Below are 21,350 nucleotides of genomic sequence, written 5' to 3' on the forward strand. Positions count from 1 at the left end.
GCAAAATTATAACCATAGAGTAGCAGGTATGGTGCGGACCTATACCTGTATCCCAAATCTTGTTGCAAATTTAAAATGGCAGAAAACTACAACTATAACTCCTGAAGCCTCGCCTACTTTTGCAGCAGATAAGAAAATAGTTATAGTTAGGGACGTGGTAAATCCCTGACGCAGTACACTCAATCTACATTAGTTTGTGCTAAAGCCCACCTGCTATGGTGGGCTTTTTCTATGCACCTGGCTAAGCTTATACTTTCAGGTTTATACCTGGGAGGCAACAAAATTGGCAGGATTTAACAACAGCTGTTTATTGCCTTTAAACTAGCTTTGATGCAACTGCCAGTATCTTATCAAATGCAATTTATACTTTGATTATACACCATTACATATCATCCATATAACCTACAACTATGAAAAAAATTACCTTTTTACTTCTGCTATGCTGCGTGCTGGCAACTTCTACTGCAACATATGCAGCAGGCAAACCACAGAAAAAAGTACCGGTAGTTTCCTTAAGCGGTAATGCCTACCAGCGTGGCTTTCAGCATGGGGTGCAACTGCGGACAGCTATTGCTGAAGTATACAAAAAATGGAAAGCCTCCATCAACAAAGATACCGGAAAAGACCCCGATGCCGTGATCGCCGACTTTCTTGGTAGCTCTGACTATAAATCCGCCATCGGAAAGTATACGCCTGCGCTTTGGCAGGAAATACAGGGCATGGCAGCCGGCTCCGGCCAAACAGAAGACGATGTACTTGCCTTCCAGTTGATTGATGAATACTGGGGATACCTGGACCGCCTGAGAAATGGATCAGTTGCAAAAGAGCATTGCAGCGCCATTGGGGTGGCGGCCACAAAAGGCTACCCTACTTTTATTGCTCAGAATATTGATATTGATTCCTTTATGCATGGTTACCAGGTATTACTGCACATTGTAGCGTCAGAGGATGTACCGGAGCAGTACATTATGTCCTGCGCCGGTTTTCTTGGTTTTGCAGGGATGAATAACGATGGCGTTGGAGTAGTAATTAACGCCTTAACTGATCTTAACAGTGAGCCGGAAGGCCTGCCGGTTGCCTTTGTAACGAGAGGAATACTTAATCAAAGTTCCGGAGAAAAAGCCTTGAATTTTGTTAATAATGTAAAACATGCCACCGGCCAGAACTACCTGGTAGGTACCAATAATGAAGTTGTGAGCCTGGAGGCATCCGCAAAAACTATAGTACCTTTTTATCCAGTTGATAACAAGCAGGTAGTGTACCATACCAACCACGCACTGGCTAACCACGACGTAAAACCATGGAAGCAGGAATATCACGCCCGCATACTGGCAGGAACCACACCGCATTCTGGCAGCCAGAAACGTTTTAATGCGCTGGAAACACGCCTGGCAAACCCGGAAACGATACATTCCCCAGAGCTGATTCAGGCAACCCTGCGCTCGAAAGACGATCCACAAAGCCCTGTATGTGTTGCGTTTAATAAAAAAACAACATCCTTTACATTCAGTTCCGTACTGTTCACATTCGGCAGAAAACCATCGGTGCAGGTTACGTATGGCTCGCCTGACAAAGCAGACTACCACGAATACTTTTTCGAACAGATTCTATAATTATAACCACTCTGCTTACAATGAGAAGATTGACACAACTGCGCTATTTTATCCTTATCCTTTTATGCTGCACATACCTGCCTGTACTGGCACAGCAATCTGAAAAAACTGCTGACCTTAAAAAGCGCTTACAGGTACGGCTTGATTCACTGCAAAAAGCCAATGGCTTTCCGGGGGCTACGTTCAGTGTTGTGCTGCCTTCGGGTGAGCTGATATCTATTGCAACAGGTATAGCTGACTCTGTAAACCGCACTCCCATGCACCCTGATAGCAGAATGTTTTCGGGCAGTAACGGCAAAACCTTATTTGCAGCCCCGGCTTTGGTACTGGCAGAACAGGGCGTTTTTAACCTGGATGATAAAATAGAAAAGTATATCGGCAGTGAGACTTGGTTTAACAGAATTCCAAATGCGAAAACTATCACCATGCGCATGCTCCTGAACCATACTTCAGGGATTGAGGAATACTACGAGCTGGGTGATTTTATGCACCGACTGCAGACCAACCATACCTGGTCTCCTGTAGAAATTCTGGCATATGTTTTTGACCGTAAACCCTTGTTTGAAGCCGGAACAGCCTTTGGCTATGCCGACACCAACTACATCCTCTTCGGGTATATCGTCGAAAAAATCAGCGGAAAAAAGATGTATGACCTGGCAGATAAGTATGCAGTGAAACCTTACCATCTGAAATCAACTGAGCCATCTGTAAAAATGAAGTATAAAAACCTGGCTGTTGGCTACGCAAACCCGGCCGGGCCATTCCCGGTGAAAGGTGCTTTCATGAAGGACGGGCAGGCTGCTTTAAACCCGCAGTTTGAGTGGACCGGCGGGGGCTATGTTTCGAACACGGCAGACCTGGCAATCTGGGCCAAGGCTTACTATAACCTTAAAAGTATATCTCCGGCTTTACGCAACCAAATGCGACAGGGCGTAGCTGCCAATACCGGCAAAGACCACCAGTATGGTTTAGGCATGCAGATCAGGCCGGGTGGTGCTGCAGGCATGGGTTACGGGCATAGCGGCTGGTTTCCGGGTTACCTGACAGATGCGGAATATTTCCCGGAACCGGACCTGGCAATGGCCATTCAGTTTAACACCGATAATTTCCGGTTCCTGAAAAAAACACCGCACGCTTACCTGCTGGATATGGCAAAAATCATCACCCCTGCCCTGCAGAACCCATAAAGTATAGCTCAGCCCAGCACGCTACACTTCTATCAGTATTTTTCAGGAATACATAAAGTCGGGCACCGTTTACGCGGTGCCCTTCTATACCTATATCCAATCGATAACCTTATTTATGAAATTTCCGCTGCTTGCCACAGGCCTGTGCTTTATACTTGCCACCAATGCGTTTGCACAGCTAACAGGCACATTAAAAGATGAGAAAGGCGTTGCCCTGCCCTACGCCAATGTAGCCGTTCTGCAATTACCCGATTCTATGGGCGTAACCGGTGCCATGACCAATGAAGACGGTTCATTTTTAATTCAAACACCAAAACCGGGCAATTATATCCTGCGAATCAGCACTCTGGGTTATACCCAACTATACACTGCTGCATTCCGGGTGGGCGACAGTTCGTTTAGGAAAAACTTTGGGGTTGTCGTCTTAAAAGAGGACGCCAGGTCATTGCGCGAAGTAACTGTAAGAACGACACGGCCTGCAATTACCGTTGAATCTGATAAAATAGTAGTGAGCGTGGCAGGCACAGCCTTAGCAGCAGGCAGCACCGCGTTTGAAGTGCTGGAGAAAGCACCGGGTGTATTTATTGACCAGGATGGCAACATTCAGCTAAACGGCAAAGCGGGCGCCAACGTGATGATTGATGGCAGGCTCACTTATTTTTCGGGGAAGGAATTGCAAAGTTACCTGGAGGCCATGTCTGCTGAAAACATAAAAGAGATTGAAGTGATCTCAAATCCTTCGGCAAAGTATGAAGCGGCCGGAAGTTCCGGTATCATCAATATTAAACTGAAACAAAACACCCGCCTGGGCCTGAATGGTAGTTTAAATGCCGGCTACCAGTATAACGGTGCTTCGGGATACGCTGCGGGGATGAACCTGAACTATAAAGCAGGCAACTGGAGTTCTTTTCTAAATCTGGACATGGCCGAGCGGCCGCGCCTGCGCGAAGGAGTCATGATCCGGGAATTTCACGCCAACGGGGCAGATGCCCGCTTTCACCAGCTGCGCGATGAAACCTTAAAAACACACACACCTGCCCTGCGTTTTGGCACTGATTATGACCTGAATGCACGCCATAGCCTGGGAGCTGTTGTGAACCTAAGCATGAATACCATGGACCGTGCTTTTTACTCCGGCACCGACATGAACGACCGGAAAACCGGAAAGCATACATTTGTAGCGGCCGGTAACTTTAACGATAACCGCAGCACCAACCATGCTTTTAACCTGCATTACAACGGCCGGCTCGATACCGTGGGTACTACCCTGGCGCTAAGTATGGATTACATTCAGCTACAGAACAAGGCTAATGCTCGCTACGAGAACCAGTACCGGAACCTTCACGACAACACGACAACCGACGAGCTGCTGCGTACCTATAACCCCGGCTTTTACCACATTTACTCCGCCAACGCGGACTATAGTATGAAAGCCTGGCAAAATGCAACGCTGGAGGCAGGCCTGAAAGCAAGCCACGTGGTGTCAGATAATGAACTCAGTTTTTATGAAGTGAAAGAGGAACAGGAAGAGCTTGACGAGAACAGGAGCAACCATTACCGCTACACCGAAAGTATACTGGCGGGTTATGTGAACCTGAACACCAACCTAAGTGATACATGGAAATTGCAGGCTGGCCTGCGCGGCGAGCAGACTTTAGGCAAAGGAAAACCCGAAGCAGCAAACGCCATCCGCAAACATTATTTTAATCTTTTTCCGGGCCTGTTTTTAACCCAGCAGGTAAGCCCGCAATACCAGGTAACCTATAGTTACAGCAGCCGCATCGACAGGCCCAACTACCGCTCGCTCAACCCATTCATTTTTTACCAGGACCCTTATAGCTGGGCAGAAGGCAACCCGGAACTGCGGCCACAATTCACCAGCATTTTTCAGGTAAACCAGCTGTTGCACAACACTTATAGTTTGCAGCTTGGTTATGCTCATACTAAGGACTTTTTTGCCGAAGTGCCCGAGCAGCATTCCGAAGATAACACCACGGTTTACAAAGAACGCAACATTGATAAATCCGAGAACTATAGCGCCACGCTAATCGCACCTGTCAAGCTTCTTCCGGGATGGGATGTGAGCAACAACCTGGTGGCTGGCTACCAAAAGAATAAACTATTTTTAAAGGAGGAAGAAATACAAAACAGCCAGCTTTACTGGATGTTGCAATCTACGCACATCGTGCTGCTGCCTTGGGGGATCCAGCTACAGGCCACAGCCGGGTATAATTCCCCATCAAACTACGGCGTTTACCAGTTTAAGTGCCAGTGGTGGCTTGATGCCGGACTTAAACGCTCTTTTATGCAGGAAAAAGTGGATGTTACACTGGGTGCCACCGATATTTTCAGGACAAGGGACATGCGCGGCGATGCCAGCTATAACGGCGATGTGTTCCGGTTTGTGAATTACTTTATGGTTAGAAGTATAAAGCTGAACCTGCGATACAACTTCCAGCACGGCCAGGATTTCAAAGCCCGCAGCAGAGGTATAAAACTGGATGAACTGAACCGGGCAGGCGGCCAGTAGAAAGTATAAGCTTTAGTGCAAATACACCTTAAATCTGCATATAAGTGCATTATAGCACACTTTCGTTAGCTGTACTGCTAAGCTAACAGCAAAATAATAGCTTTCGTGCACTATAATGCACTTATCATTTGTTTTATTTCATGTAGCTCGCAACAAATTTAGTGCGCGGAGCCATAGTTTACGTATAAAAAAAAACAAAGGTAGCCAAGAACACCCCTTGAGGTTAGGCGACTTCAAGTTGCTCGAATCGTTAGGTGAGCACTGTAAACCAGTGCTACTAGTATGCTACAGTCCCAAATCCTGATTTTTCACTGCTAAACCGGTTCGGTTAAACGCTGAAGTATTTCTTCAAAAGCAGGGCTTAACACCAGGATCAGGTGTTCGATGAAAGCGGCATTATATATTGTAGCAGGGCCCATTACAGCCACAATGCCCAGGGTCTCATAGGTACTGGAAAGCAGGTAGGAACCCAGGTAGCTCTCAATACCTAGTTTCGCCAACGCCTGATCTTCGGGATAAGACTTACATTAAATGGGAAAAAGCAAAATCCGTATGTGCGTGCAGTTTCGCATGGGGTCCCGCGGAAGGCGTAAGTAATGTTGTCAAGTCGCTTATCGCCTTTCATCAGCAACAGGGTGCGCACATGTTCTTTGTCTGGCGTGATAGGGCCGATCAGAAAATATTCTGCTTTGGAATGTTGCAGAATCAGCAAGGCGGCTTCTACGAGAAAGCGCTTATCCGCGGGTTTATCCATCAGGGAGACGGCCTCATTTAAAATCATCTCTTCCTGCGGACCTGGAAGATAGTTCCCATTGTAGATGTTACGGTATTCCATGCACGACAACAAAAGTTTGTAGTTCAGAAGCTTCAGGTATGCCTGTGTAACCTATAGACGAGTGGCAATGTTTAAGTAAAAGGGATGTTTGATTCAGGCGTATTAATGAACAGGGAGATTCAGCCATTCTACAGCCGATGGGTAATCGAAGGAGTATTGGTGTTCAAAGCTGCCGTATTTCGTACTGTCGAGCATAATCTCCTGCACCGGGATCGTACTGAGTATATCGTGAGAGACAAGCACGGAAACCTTTTCAATACTGGTTTGTGCGAAACAGGGCATCCACTCGGAGCAGGTCCAGTTCTTGTCGGTAAGCAGAATAGGTCATAATTTGCGGTCATCAGATAACATATACCGCACTTGGTACAGTTCTGCAAGTTCAAGCACTCTGTTACATTCAGTACGATATGTGTCACTTGGCAGGCAGCCATTCCATTCCAGAACCAGTAAGCTCTGACTTGGAGCGTGGTGGATTTGTATATAATCCCCCTTGTAAATAGTTTGCAGCATAGCTTTCTGAACAGTAAGCGTTTAACAAATGGTTCAACGGGGTCTTATACTTCTATTTTGTAATCACCCAACACTTAGAATAAAGCGTGATTATTTCCCTTCATCCCCGCTGGACCGTGTTAGCGACAGATAGTCTTGATGCACTCTACATTATATGCCTACCTATCTCCCCTCCTTTTGCAGAATTCTAGAAGAGCAGTTCTTCTTGTATGTTGAAGTGAGTAACTTATCGTTCGGCGGGAGTAGTGAGGTCTTGAACCTACAACTCATACAGCTATTCCTAAGCGAATTATAATCTATAAAATAATTCACGCTCCTGATTACGCACTACGCTGACATATATGGCCCTACCCTATAAACCTTATAAATTCTGTCCCTTTTATATTGACTTCATAACTATGACACGCATCCTACCATACATAAGTGCATTATAGCACACCTTAGGTAGTGATTCTGATGAATGGATATAAAATTATTAGCTTTTGTGCAACATAATGCACCTCTACCATGTTTATCACAAAAAAGAAGCTATATTTACACAAATAGTGTACTATAATGCACCAAATTCATAAGGTTATTAAAGAAAGAAGGTCCATACTAGGGATAACGCAGGAAGACCTGGCTTCTATGGCAGGGGTATCCTTGCGTACCCTGAAGGCCATCGAAACAGGAAAAGGCAACCCGTCGCTACGCACCCTCCAAAACCTTGTAGAAGTACTGGGCATGGAGGTACAGCTCGGGCTAAGGCAGACATATGCATGAGGAAGGCACAGGTATATTACAACAAAGAACTGGCAGGCACCCTTACCGAGCTAAGTCCAAAGGAGTATGTGTTCCGGTACGAAGACCCTTACTTCACTTCCAGGGAGTTTCCGGCCATCAGCCTGACCCTGCCCAAACAGCAGCAGGAATACAGGAGTGATCACCTGTTCCCCTTCTTTTTCAACATGCTCTCTGAAGGAATAAACCGCGACCTGCAAAGCAGGCAGCTGCAAATTGATGAGCAGGACTATTTCGGCCTGCTCCTGGCCACAGCACAATATGATACCATCGGGGCCATTACCCTTCGACCTTTAACTGACTCCTGATACGTATGCCTCTCCCGGAAATAAATCACTGCCCCGGTACGTTATCCCCGGGCTTTACCACCTACAGCCCCGCCTGCCTGCGCAATGTGTTTCAGGGTAAAAAAGTGAGCCATCTGCTCCCCTACCTGCCACCGCAGGTAAGCGAGCAGGATGCCGAGAAATTCCTGGAAAACAGGAAGCGTATTTCTATTTCCGGGGTCCAGGAAAAGCTTTCGCTACTGCTGGAAAAAAACCAGCTACGCCTAACACAGGAAGGCGAGCAGGGCGGGTATATCCTGAAGCCCATCCCGCGGGACGTGAAAAAACCGGACCAGGTACCGGCAAATGAGCACCTGACTATGCAACTTGCCCGGCAGGTATACAAGTTGAATACGGCCGAAAATGCGTTGATTTTTTTCCAGAACGGAGAGCCTGCCTACATCACCAGACGCTTTGACCTGAAGCCGGACAGAGACAACCACCGCCAGGAAGACTTTGCTTCCCTTGCCGGCAGAACCAGTCATACAGCCGGCAGGGATTTCAAATACGAAGGCAGTTATGAGGAAATAGCCACCCTGATACGGCAGTTGGTACCTGCTTACCGGGTAGAACTGGAAAAATTCTTTTCCCTGGTACTGTTCAACTATTTATTTTCCAACGGGGATGCGCACCTGAAAAGCTTTTCCCTGATTGACACTGCATTCGGAGACTTTATCCTGAGCCCTGCCTATGACCTGATGTGCACGCATCTGCACCTGGACGACTCCTGCTTTGCACTTAAGAGCGGACTGTTTGCAGGGGACTTTGAGACGGAAAGCTTTCAGACCAACGGCTTCTATGCTTATGACGATTTTTACACCTTTGCCCAACGCATCGGCCTGCAGGAAAAAAGAGCGCTGGGTATCCTGAAAACCTACCAGCAGGATCACCCAGGTGTGCATATGCTCATTGATCGTTCTTTTCTGCAGGATGACATGAAGGAGATGTATCGAAGGCTATACCAGGAAAGACGGAAGATGCTCAACTACTCCCTGGAAGCAACTACCTAAAAAGGGCACGCCTTACAGGTTTGCCTTTGGAGCGTTTAAAACTTGCTTCCCGTTCAGCCAGGCTTGCCAGTCTTCGGCCACCTGGTCCCAGCCGAACTTATCATGATCGACTTTCCCTTCCTTGTCAAAACCAAAGTAGTTGTGTTCCACCCCGATGTAGGGGTGGAAGGTAAAGTTTTTCTTCCCTTTCCGAATGGTTTCCAGTCGCAGGTAATCGTTAAAGGGAACCCCATGGTCTTTGGTGCCATAGCTCACCAGCACAGGTATTTTCAGCTGCAGCAGGTAGTCAATCGGTGGCTGGGAGAAAGTATAGGTGGTTTTATAGGCGTCCCCACCCTGTGAGGCGATACTGGTGGGATCCCCCACGATGGTTTCCCAGTACCGGAAGGCTTCCTCTGCTCGTGTACCGGTCGTGTCGTCGTATTGCCGGGCTTGTGAAATCATCGAAGCCATTCTGCCGAAAGGGTTTCCACCCGAGTAGATAAGGTGTGTTACGGCCTTGCTTTCAAGCGCAAGTTTAGCCACCACCGTAGAGCCAGCGGAGTGACCTGCCGCTACCAGTTTGTCCTTAGTCACCCAGGGTTGCTTTTTTAAATGCTTTATCACTGCTTTAGCCCGGTTGACGTAGTAATCCACGTTGTCTCTGGCATAGAATTGGACCGGGGGAATGCCCGTTTGGGGATCCGTGTAAGCGCCATGCTTCAAATCACTATAATTGGCAATCAGAGGCACATAGGGTTTGCTGATAATCACCAGATGGTAATCTAGTAGCAGGCTGTCTGTCTGGAAGGGAAAAAACCTGTAAGGCTTTCCTGTATCGTCCAGTAAAATAAGGGGGCGTGCCTGGGAGCCCTGATCAAAAAGAAAGATCGGTTTTGCATTCTTTTCTTCCCCTTTTTTAGACATAACCAGGATGTCGACAGGGTCGTTTTGGTAGCGTAGCTGCAGGTGGCGGTAGCCAAAATCTGCTGGCTTTTTAGATTGTGCTGCTGCCAGAAAAGCAACGCACAAAAGAAAATTTACTAGCAAGGAAAGCTTTTTCACTCTTCCGTTTGGTTTAATATATAGTACCATTCAACATTCACCGCTTTGTGGACGGGCAGGATGCACAGCATTACCTCTCTCAACCTGAGCACAACCGTAAGGGAATATAGTTAAATATAAGTTAACCCCACCTGATGGGGAGGTATTACTAGCCTCTGCTTTAGTTCAAAGGTATTGTTGCCCTGATCGTGTTGATAAATAATAACCCATCATAAAGTTTTGCATAAGAGCCTTGCACAAGCACATGCTCCAGGCTTTTCTTAAGCAGGGCTAAGTCAGAATAATCTTCATTAAGTGGTTCTATGTTGATTACTGCAACTGCATTTTCTTTAATGTAAGCTAATCGGTTAATATTCGATTGCGCAAAAGCCTGAAGTGATGGACAAAGCAGTAAAAATAGCAGAGGTAATGTCTTTATATTTCTCATTAATTAAGTTTGGTACAAAGATTAGTACAGGCTGCGAATGAGGTAGAGCCGAAGCTTAAAGCCTGTGCAGCGTTGTATATCGTTCTTCTTTCGGCCACCCCATATTTCTTACGCTATACTACTGTTAAAACTTAATAGTCTTTTACCATAATATAGAAAAGCTACAGCTATTGTTAAGCTGGGAACAAGACCTGAGACAAAAGCTTTTGGAAAACCTATTATTAAGGTAGCAAAAACCATATATACAAAGAAACCGCCACCATAATAAAGCACACGCTTGGCTTCATCCATATGCTGCGTCTTAGCCACAACTAAAAGAGGCATACATACACTGAGTAGATAAGCTCCCACTCGGCTATTCATATTTGCATCAGTGTCTAAGGTTAGGTAGCCGAAAGCGGACATCATAGCGAAGTTGAGGACGATTAAAAATATGCCATTGAGGATTAATGATCCTACTTTTCTTTCTTTAATGGGCTGTTCTACCTTCTTTAGTTCTTCTGTTTCTAGTTGCAGCACATCGCAAAGCATATTTAGGGTGCTTCCACGAGGTGTATTTTCATTATTCTCTATCCGTTGAATAGTTCTTAAATTTACCTTAGATAACTCAGCTAATTCTTCCTGTGTTAGCCCCTTTGCTTTTCTGCATTCAGAGATTTTCTGCCCAATTGTACTCATTTATGAAGTATGTTAGTTCGTCTTAAAAGTATGGGTTTATTGTTTCCGTGCTAACGTCCTGATTGCGGCATTTAGAGACATTAGCAAAAAGTCGTAGTTTGTCATACATATTTAACTCAAAACCATTGGCTTTCCTTGAACAACGTGCTGGTATAGCAGATGGTAAGGCGTAACCGAAGCATGAATACTATACTTTGTTGATGGATAGTTATTTTTTATTGCTGTTCCTGATAAACCCAAAATTTTCTTTTCATTGTTTTTATTACCAACGGATGGCTACGGAGAGAAATTAGGATGCCCTGCGCATGTATGTTTTGCACGCACTACCCTTTGAGAAAACCTTATTAGTCCAACAAGCTTCGATTTATTAACGTCCCCGCTGCTTACCAGGAATACAACAACAGTCCCAATCACCGTATTACTCATTACTTTTCGGTAAAATAACGGCAGATCTTTTTAAAATTAAACCTGCTCCTTACATGTTAAAAGAGGTATTGCTATTTCATAAATTAACCAGCATTTTTTTCAGCCTCGGATCGCTTGGCCTCGGTGCATTTGAGTTGATCACCTTCCCGGCCCGGTCTATGATGATATACCTTGGAATACTCTTCGCTTCGAATACCTGAATAAGTTTTGAGGCTTCAGCATTTCTGAATATATACTGCCCATCCGCGTCAGCGAGGAACCTGTCTACCGCCTGTTTCCATTTCAGATAATCTTCATCAATAGACAGATAAACTACTACTATTCCTTTTGGTGCATATTCCTGACTCAATTTCCTCGAAGCGGGAAATTCTTCAATACAAGGACCACACCAACTAGCCCATAGATCCAGATAGATTACTTTTCCTTTATGCTTTGCAAAGAGCTGGGATAGTGAAACAGCTTCTTTGTTGGAAGTCAAGAGCTCATCGTTCCCGGCTGACTGCAGGTCGTAAACACCCGACACTTCTTCTCCCAGGAGCTTCTTTAAGAATTTATTATCCCGTGAGCTCCAGAGGCGGTAATCACTTAACAAGGAATCAACATCCTGGCGCAACGAGATCGCATTCGCTATGATTGAATAACATACCCACTCCCGCTGTATGCCTGTAAGTTCTTTCTTGGCAAACTCGTATTGTACCGTAAGTGTTGGGTAGAAGCCTTCATTTATAGCCTTATAAATTATAAAACTACGAAGGGAATATAACAGCCGCTCCGATTTGCCGGGAGACAAAGTTTGAAAGTTTTGCAGGTAGCGCCTGTATACTTCCATGCTGTCCCGGTAAGACGGAGTATATTGTACAAGTGGCTCATCGTTCTTTTGGTAAACACCAGGAAGTGCCAGAATACTAAAGATCCTGAGCCTTAACTCTCTTGTCAGGTAGGCTTCCATTTCTGACCTTACCCCCACATGGCTGAGTTCGTCAATAAGTGCTTCCCCCTCTGACCTGATTTGATGCCACTTGCTTAAAAAGGCATCCAGGTTTGCTGGAATCTGTCCGGGAAGCATTTCATAGTAGGGTCCATTTAAGCGTAAGGTGCCTGACCGCAATTTTTTAAAGAAATCCAATTCAGCGGGGTTGTTTCCTTTGAAGTCATAGGAGTTCTCTTTCCTTTTGTGGTAAACAGTTACCGTATCACCTGGTAACACTGCAAGTGCAGGGGGACCAGGCAGGGACGTAACGAAGCCAACCGTAACAGGTCTATAGGAGTTCTCACCGAAAACAATTCTTAACGTATCACCAGGCATAAGCAATGCCTTCGAGTTTGTCAGGAGTATATCCTGGTAGGCGAGGGAAATATTATCGCCTGTGCTTGCATTAATAATGATAGCCTCCTTCTGATCAGCAGACGCAGAAACCTGTAAAGTGAAAGCAAGGTAAACTATAACAAGCAAAGGTATTGGCTTTATCATATGTGTAAGGCTTTTGTTTTAAAGCAGTATATAAGAAACTACACCATATTAAAAGGGTGAATTGGTAAGGTGATGTCTTTTCTTTTTTCATCACCTTACCGAATGTTGATCGGACCTACATTTACGCTAGGCTGCAGCCAAAGGTACCTGCAACATACGTTCCGTCAAACATCCTTTCTGTTGCACCAATTGTGCTTGCGGTAGTAATCCTGCAATCACTGTTACTGTATGCTGAACAAAGGCCTTCGCTATGATAGATCTCCCCATTCGACATCAGTATATCATATTGGCAGACATAATCATTCACTCCTCCTGTTATTTTTTTCATTTGTTCTCGCGACAGTAGGCCTTCTACTCCGTCCCTGGTTAAGCTAAGATTTTGCATAGTAATTTTGGTTTAGGGTTTAAATTGTTTTTAAATTTTTGATTTTACTTTTTTACCACATTTAACAAATCAGACACTTACCTCTGCTGTTTACAGGAATGCTCCCGAATGTAAGCCTGTCAATTCTTTATCCGCTAAAATCAAACTTAGCACTTGTCTGATTACCTGTTTACCAGGATATCCCTCGTATTGTCAAATACTCTTTCAAGCAGGCTTTGCTCCGCTGTAACCACTTCCGCCCGCGCTACCAGTCCGATCTGCAGGTGAATGGCTTTGTTGTAAGTAGTCACTTGGGGTAGCGTTACCCTTGCAGTGTAGGCCGAGTCACCGTGCAGCACGCTGGACAGGTAGGTGATCCTCCCCCGCAGCAGCCCGAACTCCTGCGCCGGGTAGGCATTCAGACGGATAAGCACCTCCTGGCCTACCCGGATCTTGCCGAAGGATTGCTGGCCAAGGGTCAGTTCCCCAAAGGGCTGCAGGTCCTGCTGCCCGTCGGTGATGTACATCACAGGCCTGTTAGCCTGGAGCCATTGATTCTGCCGAAGGCCCTGGTGGAACACCACCTTTCCATCCCGCTCCGAAACCAGCACATATGCTTTCTTCCAGCTGTCCAGCTCGCTTTTAAACTTCTGAATCTGCGCCAGAAACGCAGCCCGCTGCTGCACTGTCTCATGCTCCATCTCCATCAGTTCCCTGAGCTTCTGCTCCCTGGAAATGCTGTTGCTGATAAGTGACGATCTGGTATTGTGCAGCGGCAGCCTGCTGTTCAGGAACTTGCTTTCCTGCTGCCTGAACTCCTGCCTGGAAATAACATTGGCTTCGGCCAGCTTTTGGTGCATACTGTACTCGTTTTCGGCAATGCTGTATTCCTCCTGGTTAATCTGCTCCTGGGCTGCCAGCTGCGCTGCCAGTAGTGTAAGGGAATGGATCTCATTCCGGATCGCCTGCTCTTTCTTGTTGAAGACGCCGTCTGGTGTGTAACTCAGAAACTGCAGGTAAGCCAGGTAGAACTCCTGCAAAGCTGGCTGCATCTCTCCGTAATGTGTCCTGGTGTTGAACCTGATGCTGCCGGCATAAGCGTAATTCCCTTCCAGCATGTTTTCCTGCAGGGCATCAACCAGCCTGCTGAGGGACAGCACTTCATCGTGGTCTGCGTTGCTTTCCACAAAGCCCAGCACATCTCCTTTCCGCACCCGCTGGTCCGCTTTTACAAAAAGGCGGGTGAGCTTGCCCTCCCGTCGTGCCAGCACCTCCTGCGGGCGGATCTCAGCGTCCACCCTGAGCCGTGCGGGAACAATGTCCGGAGACTTGATAACTCCGGCAAATACCAGTATCAGCAGCAATACGCCAAAGAACAGGCTGATACCCCAGCGCAGCAGCCAGCCGGGCACCGCCCCGATAATCTCCTGCACTTCCGGGCTGTGTTCCTGTCCGGTTGGTTGGATAAAAGGCATAATGAGTTGATTAAAGGTTCTATACTATCATTATTACATTGAATCAGGAGCGCAGCCGGCCAGGTTAAACAATGCGGCCTGCTACCTATACCCCCAGTTCCAGTTGGTTCCGCACGAGTGCAAAGTACTCCCCCTCCAGTGCCACCAGGCTCTCATGTGTACCTGTTTCTATAATTTCCCCCCTGTGCAGCACTACGATCTGGTCGGCATGACGCACGGTACTTAACCGGTGCGCTACCACCACCACGGTTCGCCCTGCAATGAATTCATCCAGGTTTTCCATGATCACCCGCTCGTTGTTGGCATCCAGGGCATTGGTGGCCTCATCAAAGAAAAGGTAATCCGGGTTCTTGTACACTGCCCGGGCAATGAGGATACGCTGCTTCTGGCCCTGGCTGATGCCGTTGCCCTCGGCGCCGATTCTGGTCTGAACACCCAGCGGCAGGGACAGCACAAACTCCTGTAAGTTGGCCGCCCTGATGGCATGCCAGAGCCGCTGGAGGTCAGGGCGCTCGTCGGCTACGGCAATGTTACTGGCGATGGTATCCGAAAAGATGAAACCCTCCTGCATCACGGTGCCGCAGTTCCTGCGCCAGACAGAAGGTTTGATATGGGTAATGGAACTCTGCCCCACCCTGATCTCACCCTGGTTCGGAGGGTAAAAACCCAGGAGCAGTTTGAGAAGAGTGGTTTTGCCACTCCCACTCATGCCCACGATCGCCGTGGTCTTGCCTGCCGGTATGGTCAGGTTGATATTGCGCAATACCGGTTCATTGCCGGCTCCCGGGTACCTGAAGCTCAGCTCCTGCAGGTGGAGGGTTTTGTCTTCCGGTAATCCCGGATGGAATATTCTGCCAGCAGGCTCCTCACTTTCCACTTCATAAATTTCGTTCAGGCGCTCCATACTGATCCTGGCATCCTGGGAGGATTGGATAAAGCCCAGCAGTTGCTCCACAGGACTGTTGAGCTGCCCCAGGATGTACTGCACGGCCATCATTGCTCCCAGGGTCATCTGACCCGACACCACAGCCTTTGCAACCAGGAAAATGATAAAGATATTCTTACTCTCGTTGATGACAAAAGCCCCTGCCTGCTGATATTGCCCCAGCGACAGGCTTTTAACATTGTAGCGGAAGAGCCTGGCCTGGATCTGCTCCCACTGCCATCGTTTCTGCTGCTCACAGCCGTTAAGCTTGATCTCCTGCAAAAGGGAAACAGGCAGCAGGTAACTGCTTTGGAGGAAGGCTACGAAGTAAAACGTTTTATAGAGGCTAGCCCCCAGTTTAAAACCATCAATGTTTACAACGAGCAACACCACCAGGTGATGCGTGAAACCATCACCCGTTATGGCGTGAAGCTGGAAGCCGCCCGGAAACAACCCGAATCAAAACAGGAACAAACGCTGGAAAAGCAACTGTCCAAAAGACAGGCCAACCGGAAAGGCTTAGGCCTGTAGCTTCCTGTATAGTATCCGGTTTAGCTGTAAGGTAGCTTATCTCCACATTCCCACAAAAATACCCTGCCCCACCCGGGCAGGGTATTTTGCTTTAAGCCAAGTGCCAGGATACCTGTAAGGCCAGTTCTGTCAAAGCTGTCTGCAAAGCCTGGCAGGGGTTGGAAATTGAACAGAAAGACCTATGGACATTTATTCTGCTGCAAAGGTAGCCCTGTGCCCGGACACGGGTACGCTGCGCCAAGGTAGTCCAAACAAAAGGGGTATCCCTGAAGGGAGCCCTCCGCATTTTCTTTGGCTCCACCTTGCCCTTAATCCGGTCCCAGGGCAGGGAGGGCACCATAATCAATTCCTTTCACTAAAAAACTACGATTATGGAAAAGACAGCCAACAAACCAGCATCAGTAAAAGCAGCATCACTTAATAGAGTTGCCGAAGTAAAGCTTACCTACCGCTCGAAGGTAAAGCCATCCGACAGGCCACAGGTCACCAGCTCATCAGACAGCTACCGAATCCTGAAAGAGAGCTGGGACACAGGTAAGCTAGAGTTTGTCGAGCAGTTCAAGGTGCTGCTGCTGAACAGGGCCAACCGGGTGCTGGGCCTCTACGAGCTTTCCTCTGGCGGGGTAGCAGGCACCGTGGCCGATCCCAAACTGGTGTTTATAGCCGCTCTGAAAGCCTGTGCTTCAGCCATTATCCTCTGCCACAACCACCCTTCCGGAAATTTGAAGCCAAGTGCGGCAGACCTGCAACTCACCAAAAAAATGAAGCAGGCAGGCGAAGTGCTTGACATCGCCGTGCTGGATCATATCATACTGACCAGTGAAAGTTATTATTCCCTGGCAGATGAGGGGCTTTTATAGCCCCTCATCTGCCAATACACGTGTGTAAGTGTGCTGAAGTGACACTTACATGGAGTCCCATCTGATATTTAACTTATAAATCAGCACTTCATTTTCAATATTTTATTTATACCTTATGGATAAATAGTTGGCTTTTATCGTTAAACATATATATATATCTTGGGATGAAAGTGAAGGCAATGTTTCTATGGTAGACCTGCAAATGCAGTATTGCACGGAATTTCTCGTGGTAGAATGTGATATGACGCGAGCATATCTCCGGGTTACCTGGCTTAAACAGCCTACAAGCCAGGTCTTTCGGGAACAAATAAGTAACATAACTTCACTGGCTTTGAGGAAGCAGCTGTTCCGTGTCCTGTTCGATGTAAGGAAACGTAATTTCATTAACCTGAGCGATCAGAACTGGTTGCTGCGTGAAATAATACCAAGATTCAAGGGAAAGAAGGTACGGTTTGCCTATGTGGAGACTGTGAAGGGGCTGGAAATGATGGATACCTTCCGGATCCAATATGCCGTGAAGCATTTACTATTGCTGGAAGGAAAATTTGAACTGGAGCTTTTCATAAATCCCGAGGAAGCCCTCCAGTGGCTGTTAGGACATGGCGATGATTTTTATATCTAAGAATCTATGAGCAGCTGCCACCAGGTAAAGCCAAAACGTTATTCCGCCAGGAAATTCTCCTTATGCCCCTGCCTGCAGGCAGGCTCCTGCCCGGGTGAGCGGAGCGCCTGAAGACAAAGGAATTACAAATTGCGCTCACAGATCATTACCGCTGTATTTCCTGCGTAACAATTTCAGATCCCCACTTAACTTGATATCCAGTATTTTGGCATACTGTTATGATGTCCTCAGATTGGTGTTTCCCAGCATTTTCGACACGCTTTCCATGGGTACACTGAGACGCGGAAAAGTTTACCGATGGATTATTCCTGAACCAGACACAAACACAGCGGTGCCTGCTGGACAAGGGGACATCACTCCCCCTCCATCAGAGATAATTGGTCAGGCGTACCAGTTATCAGACATGTACCCATCTGCCTACAGGGTAAAGCAGCCAGACATACCTTCAGCGTATGGTACCGCTTCAGGGGAGGACGGGGCCGGAAGGATTCCTTTGACCTTTCGTGTGGCTGCCTATCGATGGGCTCCAAAGTATCGCTTCAAGAATGCAGCTGTAAAGCAAAAAGATCGGGTCATAATGCTGTCTTACATCTAAATCAAGCTATGGTAACGGATATCCCATGAACTGAGTGTGAGCTTACAGCATAACGATCTGTTTTATTTTGTCCAGCAGCAGTTGCAGCCGATCCGACTCACTTAAATGAGCTGACAGGGTTTCATCCCTGTAGCGGCTGTCTAAGATTTGCCTGTATTCCTGCTGTAAATACTGCCTCACTTCTGCTGGTGCGCTGGCAATTTCATCTATGAGGTGCAGCCTGTTGTCTGTTAAATAGATTATATCCTCAAAATCATGACTCATAAGGGGGTTGCCACCACGGCTGTGATAGGCGGAAAACTTGGTAGCCAGGAAGTAGGCCACCGGCAGTACCCGAATTTTCAGATCTGGTGCCAGATCAATAAAATTCGAATGGTCCAGCCCTGGCTGATACCACGGGTTGGAGAAACCAAGTATCTGCGGGTCGTCAGGCATGACGTCTATGGTAATACCGTCAAAGGTAAAGCGGCAAATTACAGGGCTTGAAGGGTCCGGGTAAAACCTGAGCTCCTGAAGACGTTCCTGCAGCCGGTTCCAGGCTCCGTAGCCTGCCAGCGCCACGCTCAGATCAATATCACTGGTAGGACGCACTGTATCAGCTGCCGGGTCGTCTGCATAAAGACTAAGTGTGGCCCCTCCCACAAAAACCATCTCCTGCCGCAGCTCCTGCAGACCTTCTGCGACCTTGATGATGACTTCTTTATTAATTTGGTTACCATCCATTTAAAACTCTTTTTTCTAATTCAACCGCTGCCAGTTCCCTTTCTCTCACCCTGCCTACGCGCAGTGCGTCAACCAGTGCGAGCAACTCATATAGCTTTACATTTTGTATTGCAGCCTCTACCACAGTAGGGTAGAGCGGCTCCACGCCCTGCCCCCTCACCTCACCTTTCGGGTAGGGCCAAACCAGTTTATCACCGCTCATTATTATGTTGCTCAGTGGTGGCGCGCTGTAAGCCGTCGGAATACCCCTTACAATAGCCCCGGGGTTCTGAGGAAACACATACCGCAGTCCATACTTCAGGAACTCCATCAATGCGTTCCGCATCACATTTTTCTTTGATCCATCTATCAGCCCGGCCACATGGGATCTCTGGAGTGACTCTGAGACTTCTGAGCCGCTTATATTTAACTCCTGTGAGATGTCCTTCATGGTCCACTCTCCCTGCCTGACGATGATATCCAGTAATATCACTATGTCTTGGGGACGCATCCCGTTATGCTTCTTCATTTCACTTCTGTTGTTTTGCAATTCGCGAATCGCGAATTGCAAAACAACTAAAAAGATACCAATAAAGGAAACTTTCAAATAACTATAAACCAAACTGGCATCTTATTAGTTGATGGCATACGCAACTCATATTACCAGCATAATAGCTTCTAATCCCGCGGTTTCCAGCAGAGCCCGGCACACCACCCGCCAGTCAGTCAGATCCGGCATCATCGACAGATAAAATCACCTTATTTCTATTTTAGCAGGTTTATAGAGCTCTTGAACGGACTAATTAAAATTACAATTCATACATAACTAGCTCCTCTGAATTGTGACATCATGATTATGGCTTTAATCTTTCCCGAAGCCTCCGCATGTCCTCCCCTACCTTTACATCCAATATCTTAGCATAATGCTGAGTGGTTCTCAGGTTGGTATGTCCCAGCATTTTCGACACGCTTTCCATTGGTACCCCATTGAGTAAGGTAACAGTCGTGGCAAACGTGTGGCGTGCCGTATGGAAAGTCAACGGCTTCCGAATACTGCACAGCTCACCGATCTCTTTGAGGTAGGCATTCATTTTCTGGTTGCTCAGCACCGGTAATACCTTCCCGTCGTACACACATTGCGGGTGTTCCCTGTATTTGTTTACAATATGGAGCGCTGTGGGTAGCAGGGGGATACGGGAAGGGATATCTGTTTTCTGTCTGTTCTTGCAAATCCACTGTTCCCCGTCAATGCCCTTAATGATATCTGTGCGCTTTAGCTGCTGCACATCTACGTAGGAAAGACCCGTAAAGCAACTAAACAGGAAAATGTCCCGCACTTGTGCAAGGCGCTCGGAGGCAAACTCCTTCGCTGCCATTCGCTGCAGCTCTTCCTCTGAAAGAAAGACCCGTTCCACCGTTCTCACCTTCGCTTTATAATTAAGGAAAGGATTGGTGCTGATCCACCCATTGGCCAGGCAGATGCGGATGATCTTGCCAAAGTTCTTGATGTACTTTACGGCCGTATTGTTCGAGCACTTCCGCACACTACGCAGGTAAAACTCGTAATCCGTGATAAAGGCGTGGTCCACTTTCCGTACTTCAATATCATCCGCGTCGTATTTCCACCTCATGAACTCCTGGGTGTGCTTAAGGGAAGTGGTGTAGCGCTCCAGTGTGCCGGGAGCAAATTCGTCTCCCACCAGGACTGCTATTCTTTTGTTATGTTCCTGGAAGATTTCCACCAGCATCCGGCCTTTTTCTTCCTTGCCCAAAAATAGGCTCTTGATGCTCTCCGCCGTCACAGGCTTGCCGGCAGCCACCAGCTGATGATGTGCTTCATACACTTTTGCCTGCAAGCAGTCCAGGTAAGCATTCAGTGCCTTAGTAGCTTCTTTTGTGCCCGAAGCTCTCCCGGCCAGGATCACACGTTCTTCCCGTTACCAGCTCGGTGCGCCTGCCGGCAGCGGTAACACGCAAATAAATGGGCATCGGGCCAGACTGGTAGTGCTTTGGCTTCTTAAGATAAAAGAGGAGACTGAAATTAATACGCATAACATGTGACATTATAGGTTAAACAAATGTAGCCCTGCAGTCACCTGTAATCAAGATGTACACCTTCTGTACAACCTGACAATCAAACAGTTAAGCAATATCTGGTGAGTAAATATTTTACCTCAACGAACTCACCAGATTACTCACCTGCATCATGCGAAAAAGTGAAGAAATTGATGAACCCGTAAAAGCAAAAAACCCTGCAAATGTTTGATTTGCAGGGTTTTAGCCATTTTTGGTAGTACTACCAGCAGAGAGTGAGGGATTCGAACCCCCGGACCTGTTACAGTCAACGGTTTTCAAGACCGCCGCGTTCGACCACTCCGCCAACTCTCTGTAATTAATCGTGCACAAAAGTATAGTGCTGCGCTCAATTTTCAAAACTAT

At 47.2% G+C, this 21,350-nt stretch carries 21 protein-coding genes and 1 tRNA gene; 10 read left to right on the forward strand and 12 right to left on the reverse strand.

From position 1 onward, the window contains the following. Positions 1-410: 410 nt before the first annotated feature. The 3 genes from GSQ66_RS10230 to GSQ66_RS10240 all read left to right on the forward strand — a co-directional run bounded on the left by GSQ66_RS10230 (position 411) and on the right by GSQ66_RS10240 (position 5,330). On the forward strand, positions 411-1,613 hold the full coding sequence (locus tag GSQ66_RS10230; RefSeq protein WP_162427381.1) for a C45 family autoproteolytic acyltransferase/hydolase: 1,203 nt from the start codon (positions 411-413) through the stop codon (positions 1,611-1,613). A 20-nt stretch (positions 1,614-1,633) separates the two neighbouring features. Continuing rightward, positions 1,634-2,800, forward strand: coding sequence for a serine hydrolase domain-containing protein (locus tag GSQ66_RS10235; RefSeq protein WP_162427382.1), 1,167 nt, complete (start codon positions 1,634-1,636; stop codon positions 2,798-2,800). Positions 2,801-2,915: 115 nt separating this feature from the next. Next, on the forward strand, positions 2,916-5,330 hold the full coding sequence (locus tag GSQ66_RS10240; protein WP_162427383.1) for an outer membrane beta-barrel protein: 2,415 nt from the start codon (positions 2,916-2,918) through the stop codon (positions 5,328-5,330). Between the two features lie 314 nt (positions 5,331-5,644). Here the strand turns inward: GSQ66_RS10240 and GSQ66_RS10245 are convergent, their stop codons facing one another. Together GSQ66_RS10245 and GSQ66_RS10250 are read right to left on the reverse strand one after the other, a co-directional pair. Further along, entirely contained in the window at positions 5,645-5,830 is a 186-nt protein-coding gene (locus tag GSQ66_RS10245; protein ID WP_162427384.1) for a hypothetical protein, read from the reverse strand. Beyond that, on the reverse strand, positions 5,818-6,084 hold the full coding sequence (locus tag GSQ66_RS10250; protein ID WP_162427385.1) for a hypothetical protein: 267 nt from the start codon (positions 6,082-6,084) through the stop codon (positions 5,818-5,820). Before GSQ66_RS10250 ends, GSQ66_RS10245 begins: the two co-directional genes overlap by 13 nt. A gap of 1,146 nt (positions 6,085-7,230) precedes the next feature. Between GSQ66_RS10250 and GSQ66_RS10255 the strand changes: the two genes are divergently transcribed. From GSQ66_RS10255 to GSQ66_RS10265, 3 genes are read left to right on the forward strand one after another with little or no spacing between them, the layout of a single operon-like run. Beyond that, positions 7,231-7,437, forward strand: a complete 207-nt coding sequence (locus GSQ66_RS10255) for a helix-turn-helix transcriptional regulator (RefSeq protein ID WP_162427386.1) — start codon at positions 7,231-7,233, stop codon at positions 7,435-7,437. Next, positions 7,434-7,763 carry a HipA N-terminal domain-containing protein gene (locus GSQ66_RS10260; RefSeq protein ID WP_162427387.1) on the forward strand — a complete coding sequence of 110 codons (330 nt, stop codon included), beginning with the start codon at positions 7,434-7,436 and terminating at the stop codon, positions 7,761-7,763. Before GSQ66_RS10255 ends, GSQ66_RS10260 begins: the two co-directional genes overlap by 4 nt. Positions 7,764-7,768: 5 nt before the next feature. Continuing rightward, complete coding sequence (locus GSQ66_RS10265; RefSeq protein ID WP_162427388.1) at positions 7,769-8,791, forward strand: HipA domain-containing protein; 1,023 nt, start codon at positions 7,769-7,771, stop codon at positions 8,789-8,791. 12 nt (positions 8,792-8,803) lie between these two features. Here the strand turns inward: GSQ66_RS10265 and GSQ66_RS10270 are convergent, their stop codons facing one another. The 6 genes from GSQ66_RS10270 to GSQ66_RS10295 all read right to left on the reverse strand — a co-directional run bounded on the left by GSQ66_RS10270 (position 8,804) and on the right by GSQ66_RS10295 (position 15,883). After that, a complete protein-coding gene (locus GSQ66_RS10270) occupies positions 8,804-9,820 on the reverse strand; it encodes an alpha/beta hydrolase family protein (RefSeq protein WP_162427389.1) in 1,017 nt (338 codons plus the stop codon). Between the two features lie 175 nt (positions 9,821-9,995). After that, the gene (locus GSQ66_RS10275; RefSeq protein ID WP_162427390.1) at positions 9,996-10,262 is read right to left on the reverse strand and encodes a hypothetical protein; all 267 of its coding nucleotides are present in this window, start codon (positions 10,260-10,262) and stop codon (positions 9,996-9,998) included. A gap of 108 nt (positions 10,263-10,370) precedes the next feature. Continuing rightward, positions 10,371-10,940, reverse strand: coding sequence for a helix-turn-helix domain-containing protein (locus GSQ66_RS10280; RefSeq protein WP_162427391.1), 570 nt, complete (start codon positions 10,938-10,940; stop codon positions 10,371-10,373). A 502-nt stretch (positions 10,941-11,442) separates the two neighbouring features. Further along, entirely contained in the window at positions 11,443-12,837 is a 1,395-nt protein-coding gene (locus GSQ66_RS10285) for a TlpA family protein disulfide reductase (RefSeq protein ID WP_162427392.1), read from the reverse strand. Positions 12,838-13,383: 546 nt separating this feature from the next. Further along, positions 13,384-14,676 (reverse strand): HlyD family secretion protein, encoded by a 1,293-nt coding sequence (locus tag GSQ66_RS10290; RefSeq protein ID WP_162427393.1) that lies wholly within the window; start codon positions 14,674-14,676, stop codon positions 13,384-13,386. Positions 14,677-14,761: 85 nt separating this feature from the next. Then, positions 14,762-15,883, reverse strand: a complete 1,122-nt coding sequence (locus GSQ66_RS10295; RefSeq protein ID WP_317164187.1) for a peptidase domain-containing ABC transporter — start codon at positions 15,881-15,883, stop codon at positions 14,762-14,764. 27 nt (positions 15,884-15,910) lie between these two features. On the opposite strand from GSQ66_RS10295, the gene GSQ66_RS18960 reads away from it, so the two are divergent. From GSQ66_RS18960 to GSQ66_RS10310, 4 genes are all read left to right on the forward strand, one after another. Then, on the forward strand, positions 15,911-16,132 hold the full coding sequence (locus GSQ66_RS18960; RefSeq protein ID WP_238395910.1) for a hypothetical protein: 222 nt from the start codon (positions 15,911-15,913) through the stop codon (positions 16,130-16,132). A gap of 371 nt (positions 16,133-16,503) precedes the next feature. Continuing rightward, on the forward strand, positions 16,504-16,992 hold the full coding sequence (locus GSQ66_RS10300) for a JAB domain-containing protein (RefSeq protein ID WP_162427395.1): 489 nt from the start codon (positions 16,504-16,506) through the stop codon (positions 16,990-16,992). A 331-nt stretch (positions 16,993-17,323) separates the two neighbouring features. Then, on the forward strand, positions 17,324-17,614 hold the full coding sequence (locus GSQ66_RS10305) for a hypothetical protein (RefSeq protein ID WP_162427396.1): 291 nt from the start codon (positions 17,324-17,326) through the stop codon (positions 17,612-17,614). Positions 17,615-17,879: 265 nt separating this feature from the next. Continuing rightward, entirely contained in the window at positions 17,880-18,209 is a 330-nt protein-coding gene (locus tag GSQ66_RS10310) for a hypothetical protein (protein WP_162427397.1), read from the forward strand. A 42-nt stretch (positions 18,210-18,251) separates the two neighbouring features. On the opposite strand, the gene GSQ66_RS10315 is transcribed toward GSQ66_RS10310, so the two are convergent. The 4 genes from GSQ66_RS10315 to GSQ66_RS10330 all read right to left on the reverse strand — a co-directional run bounded on the left by GSQ66_RS10315 (position 18,252) and on the right by GSQ66_RS10330 (position 21,299). Further along, a complete protein-coding gene (locus GSQ66_RS10315) occupies positions 18,252-18,932 on the reverse strand; it encodes a nucleotidyl transferase AbiEii/AbiGii toxin family protein (RefSeq protein WP_162427398.1) in 681 nt (226 codons plus the stop codon). Then, positions 18,922-19,440, reverse strand: a complete 519-nt coding sequence (locus GSQ66_RS10320; protein ID WP_162427399.1) for a hypothetical protein — start codon at positions 19,438-19,440, stop codon at positions 18,922-18,924. Before GSQ66_RS10320 ends, GSQ66_RS10315 begins: the two co-directional genes overlap by 11 nt. Positions 19,441-19,765: 325 nt before the next feature. Then, entirely contained in the window at positions 19,766-20,836 is a 1,071-nt protein-coding gene (locus GSQ66_RS10325; protein ID WP_238395641.1) for a site-specific integrase, read from the reverse strand. A 378-nt stretch (positions 20,837-21,214) separates the two neighbouring features. Next, positions 21,215-21,299 (reverse strand) — tRNA-Ser (locus GSQ66_RS10330). Between the last annotated feature and the right edge of the window lie 51 nt (positions 21,300-21,350).

The sequence above is a fragment of the Pontibacter pudoricolor genome (assembly GCF_010092985.1).
GTDB classification, from domain to species: Bacteria; Bacteroidota; Bacteroidia; order Cytophagales; family Hymenobacteraceae; genus Pontibacter; species Pontibacter pudoricolor.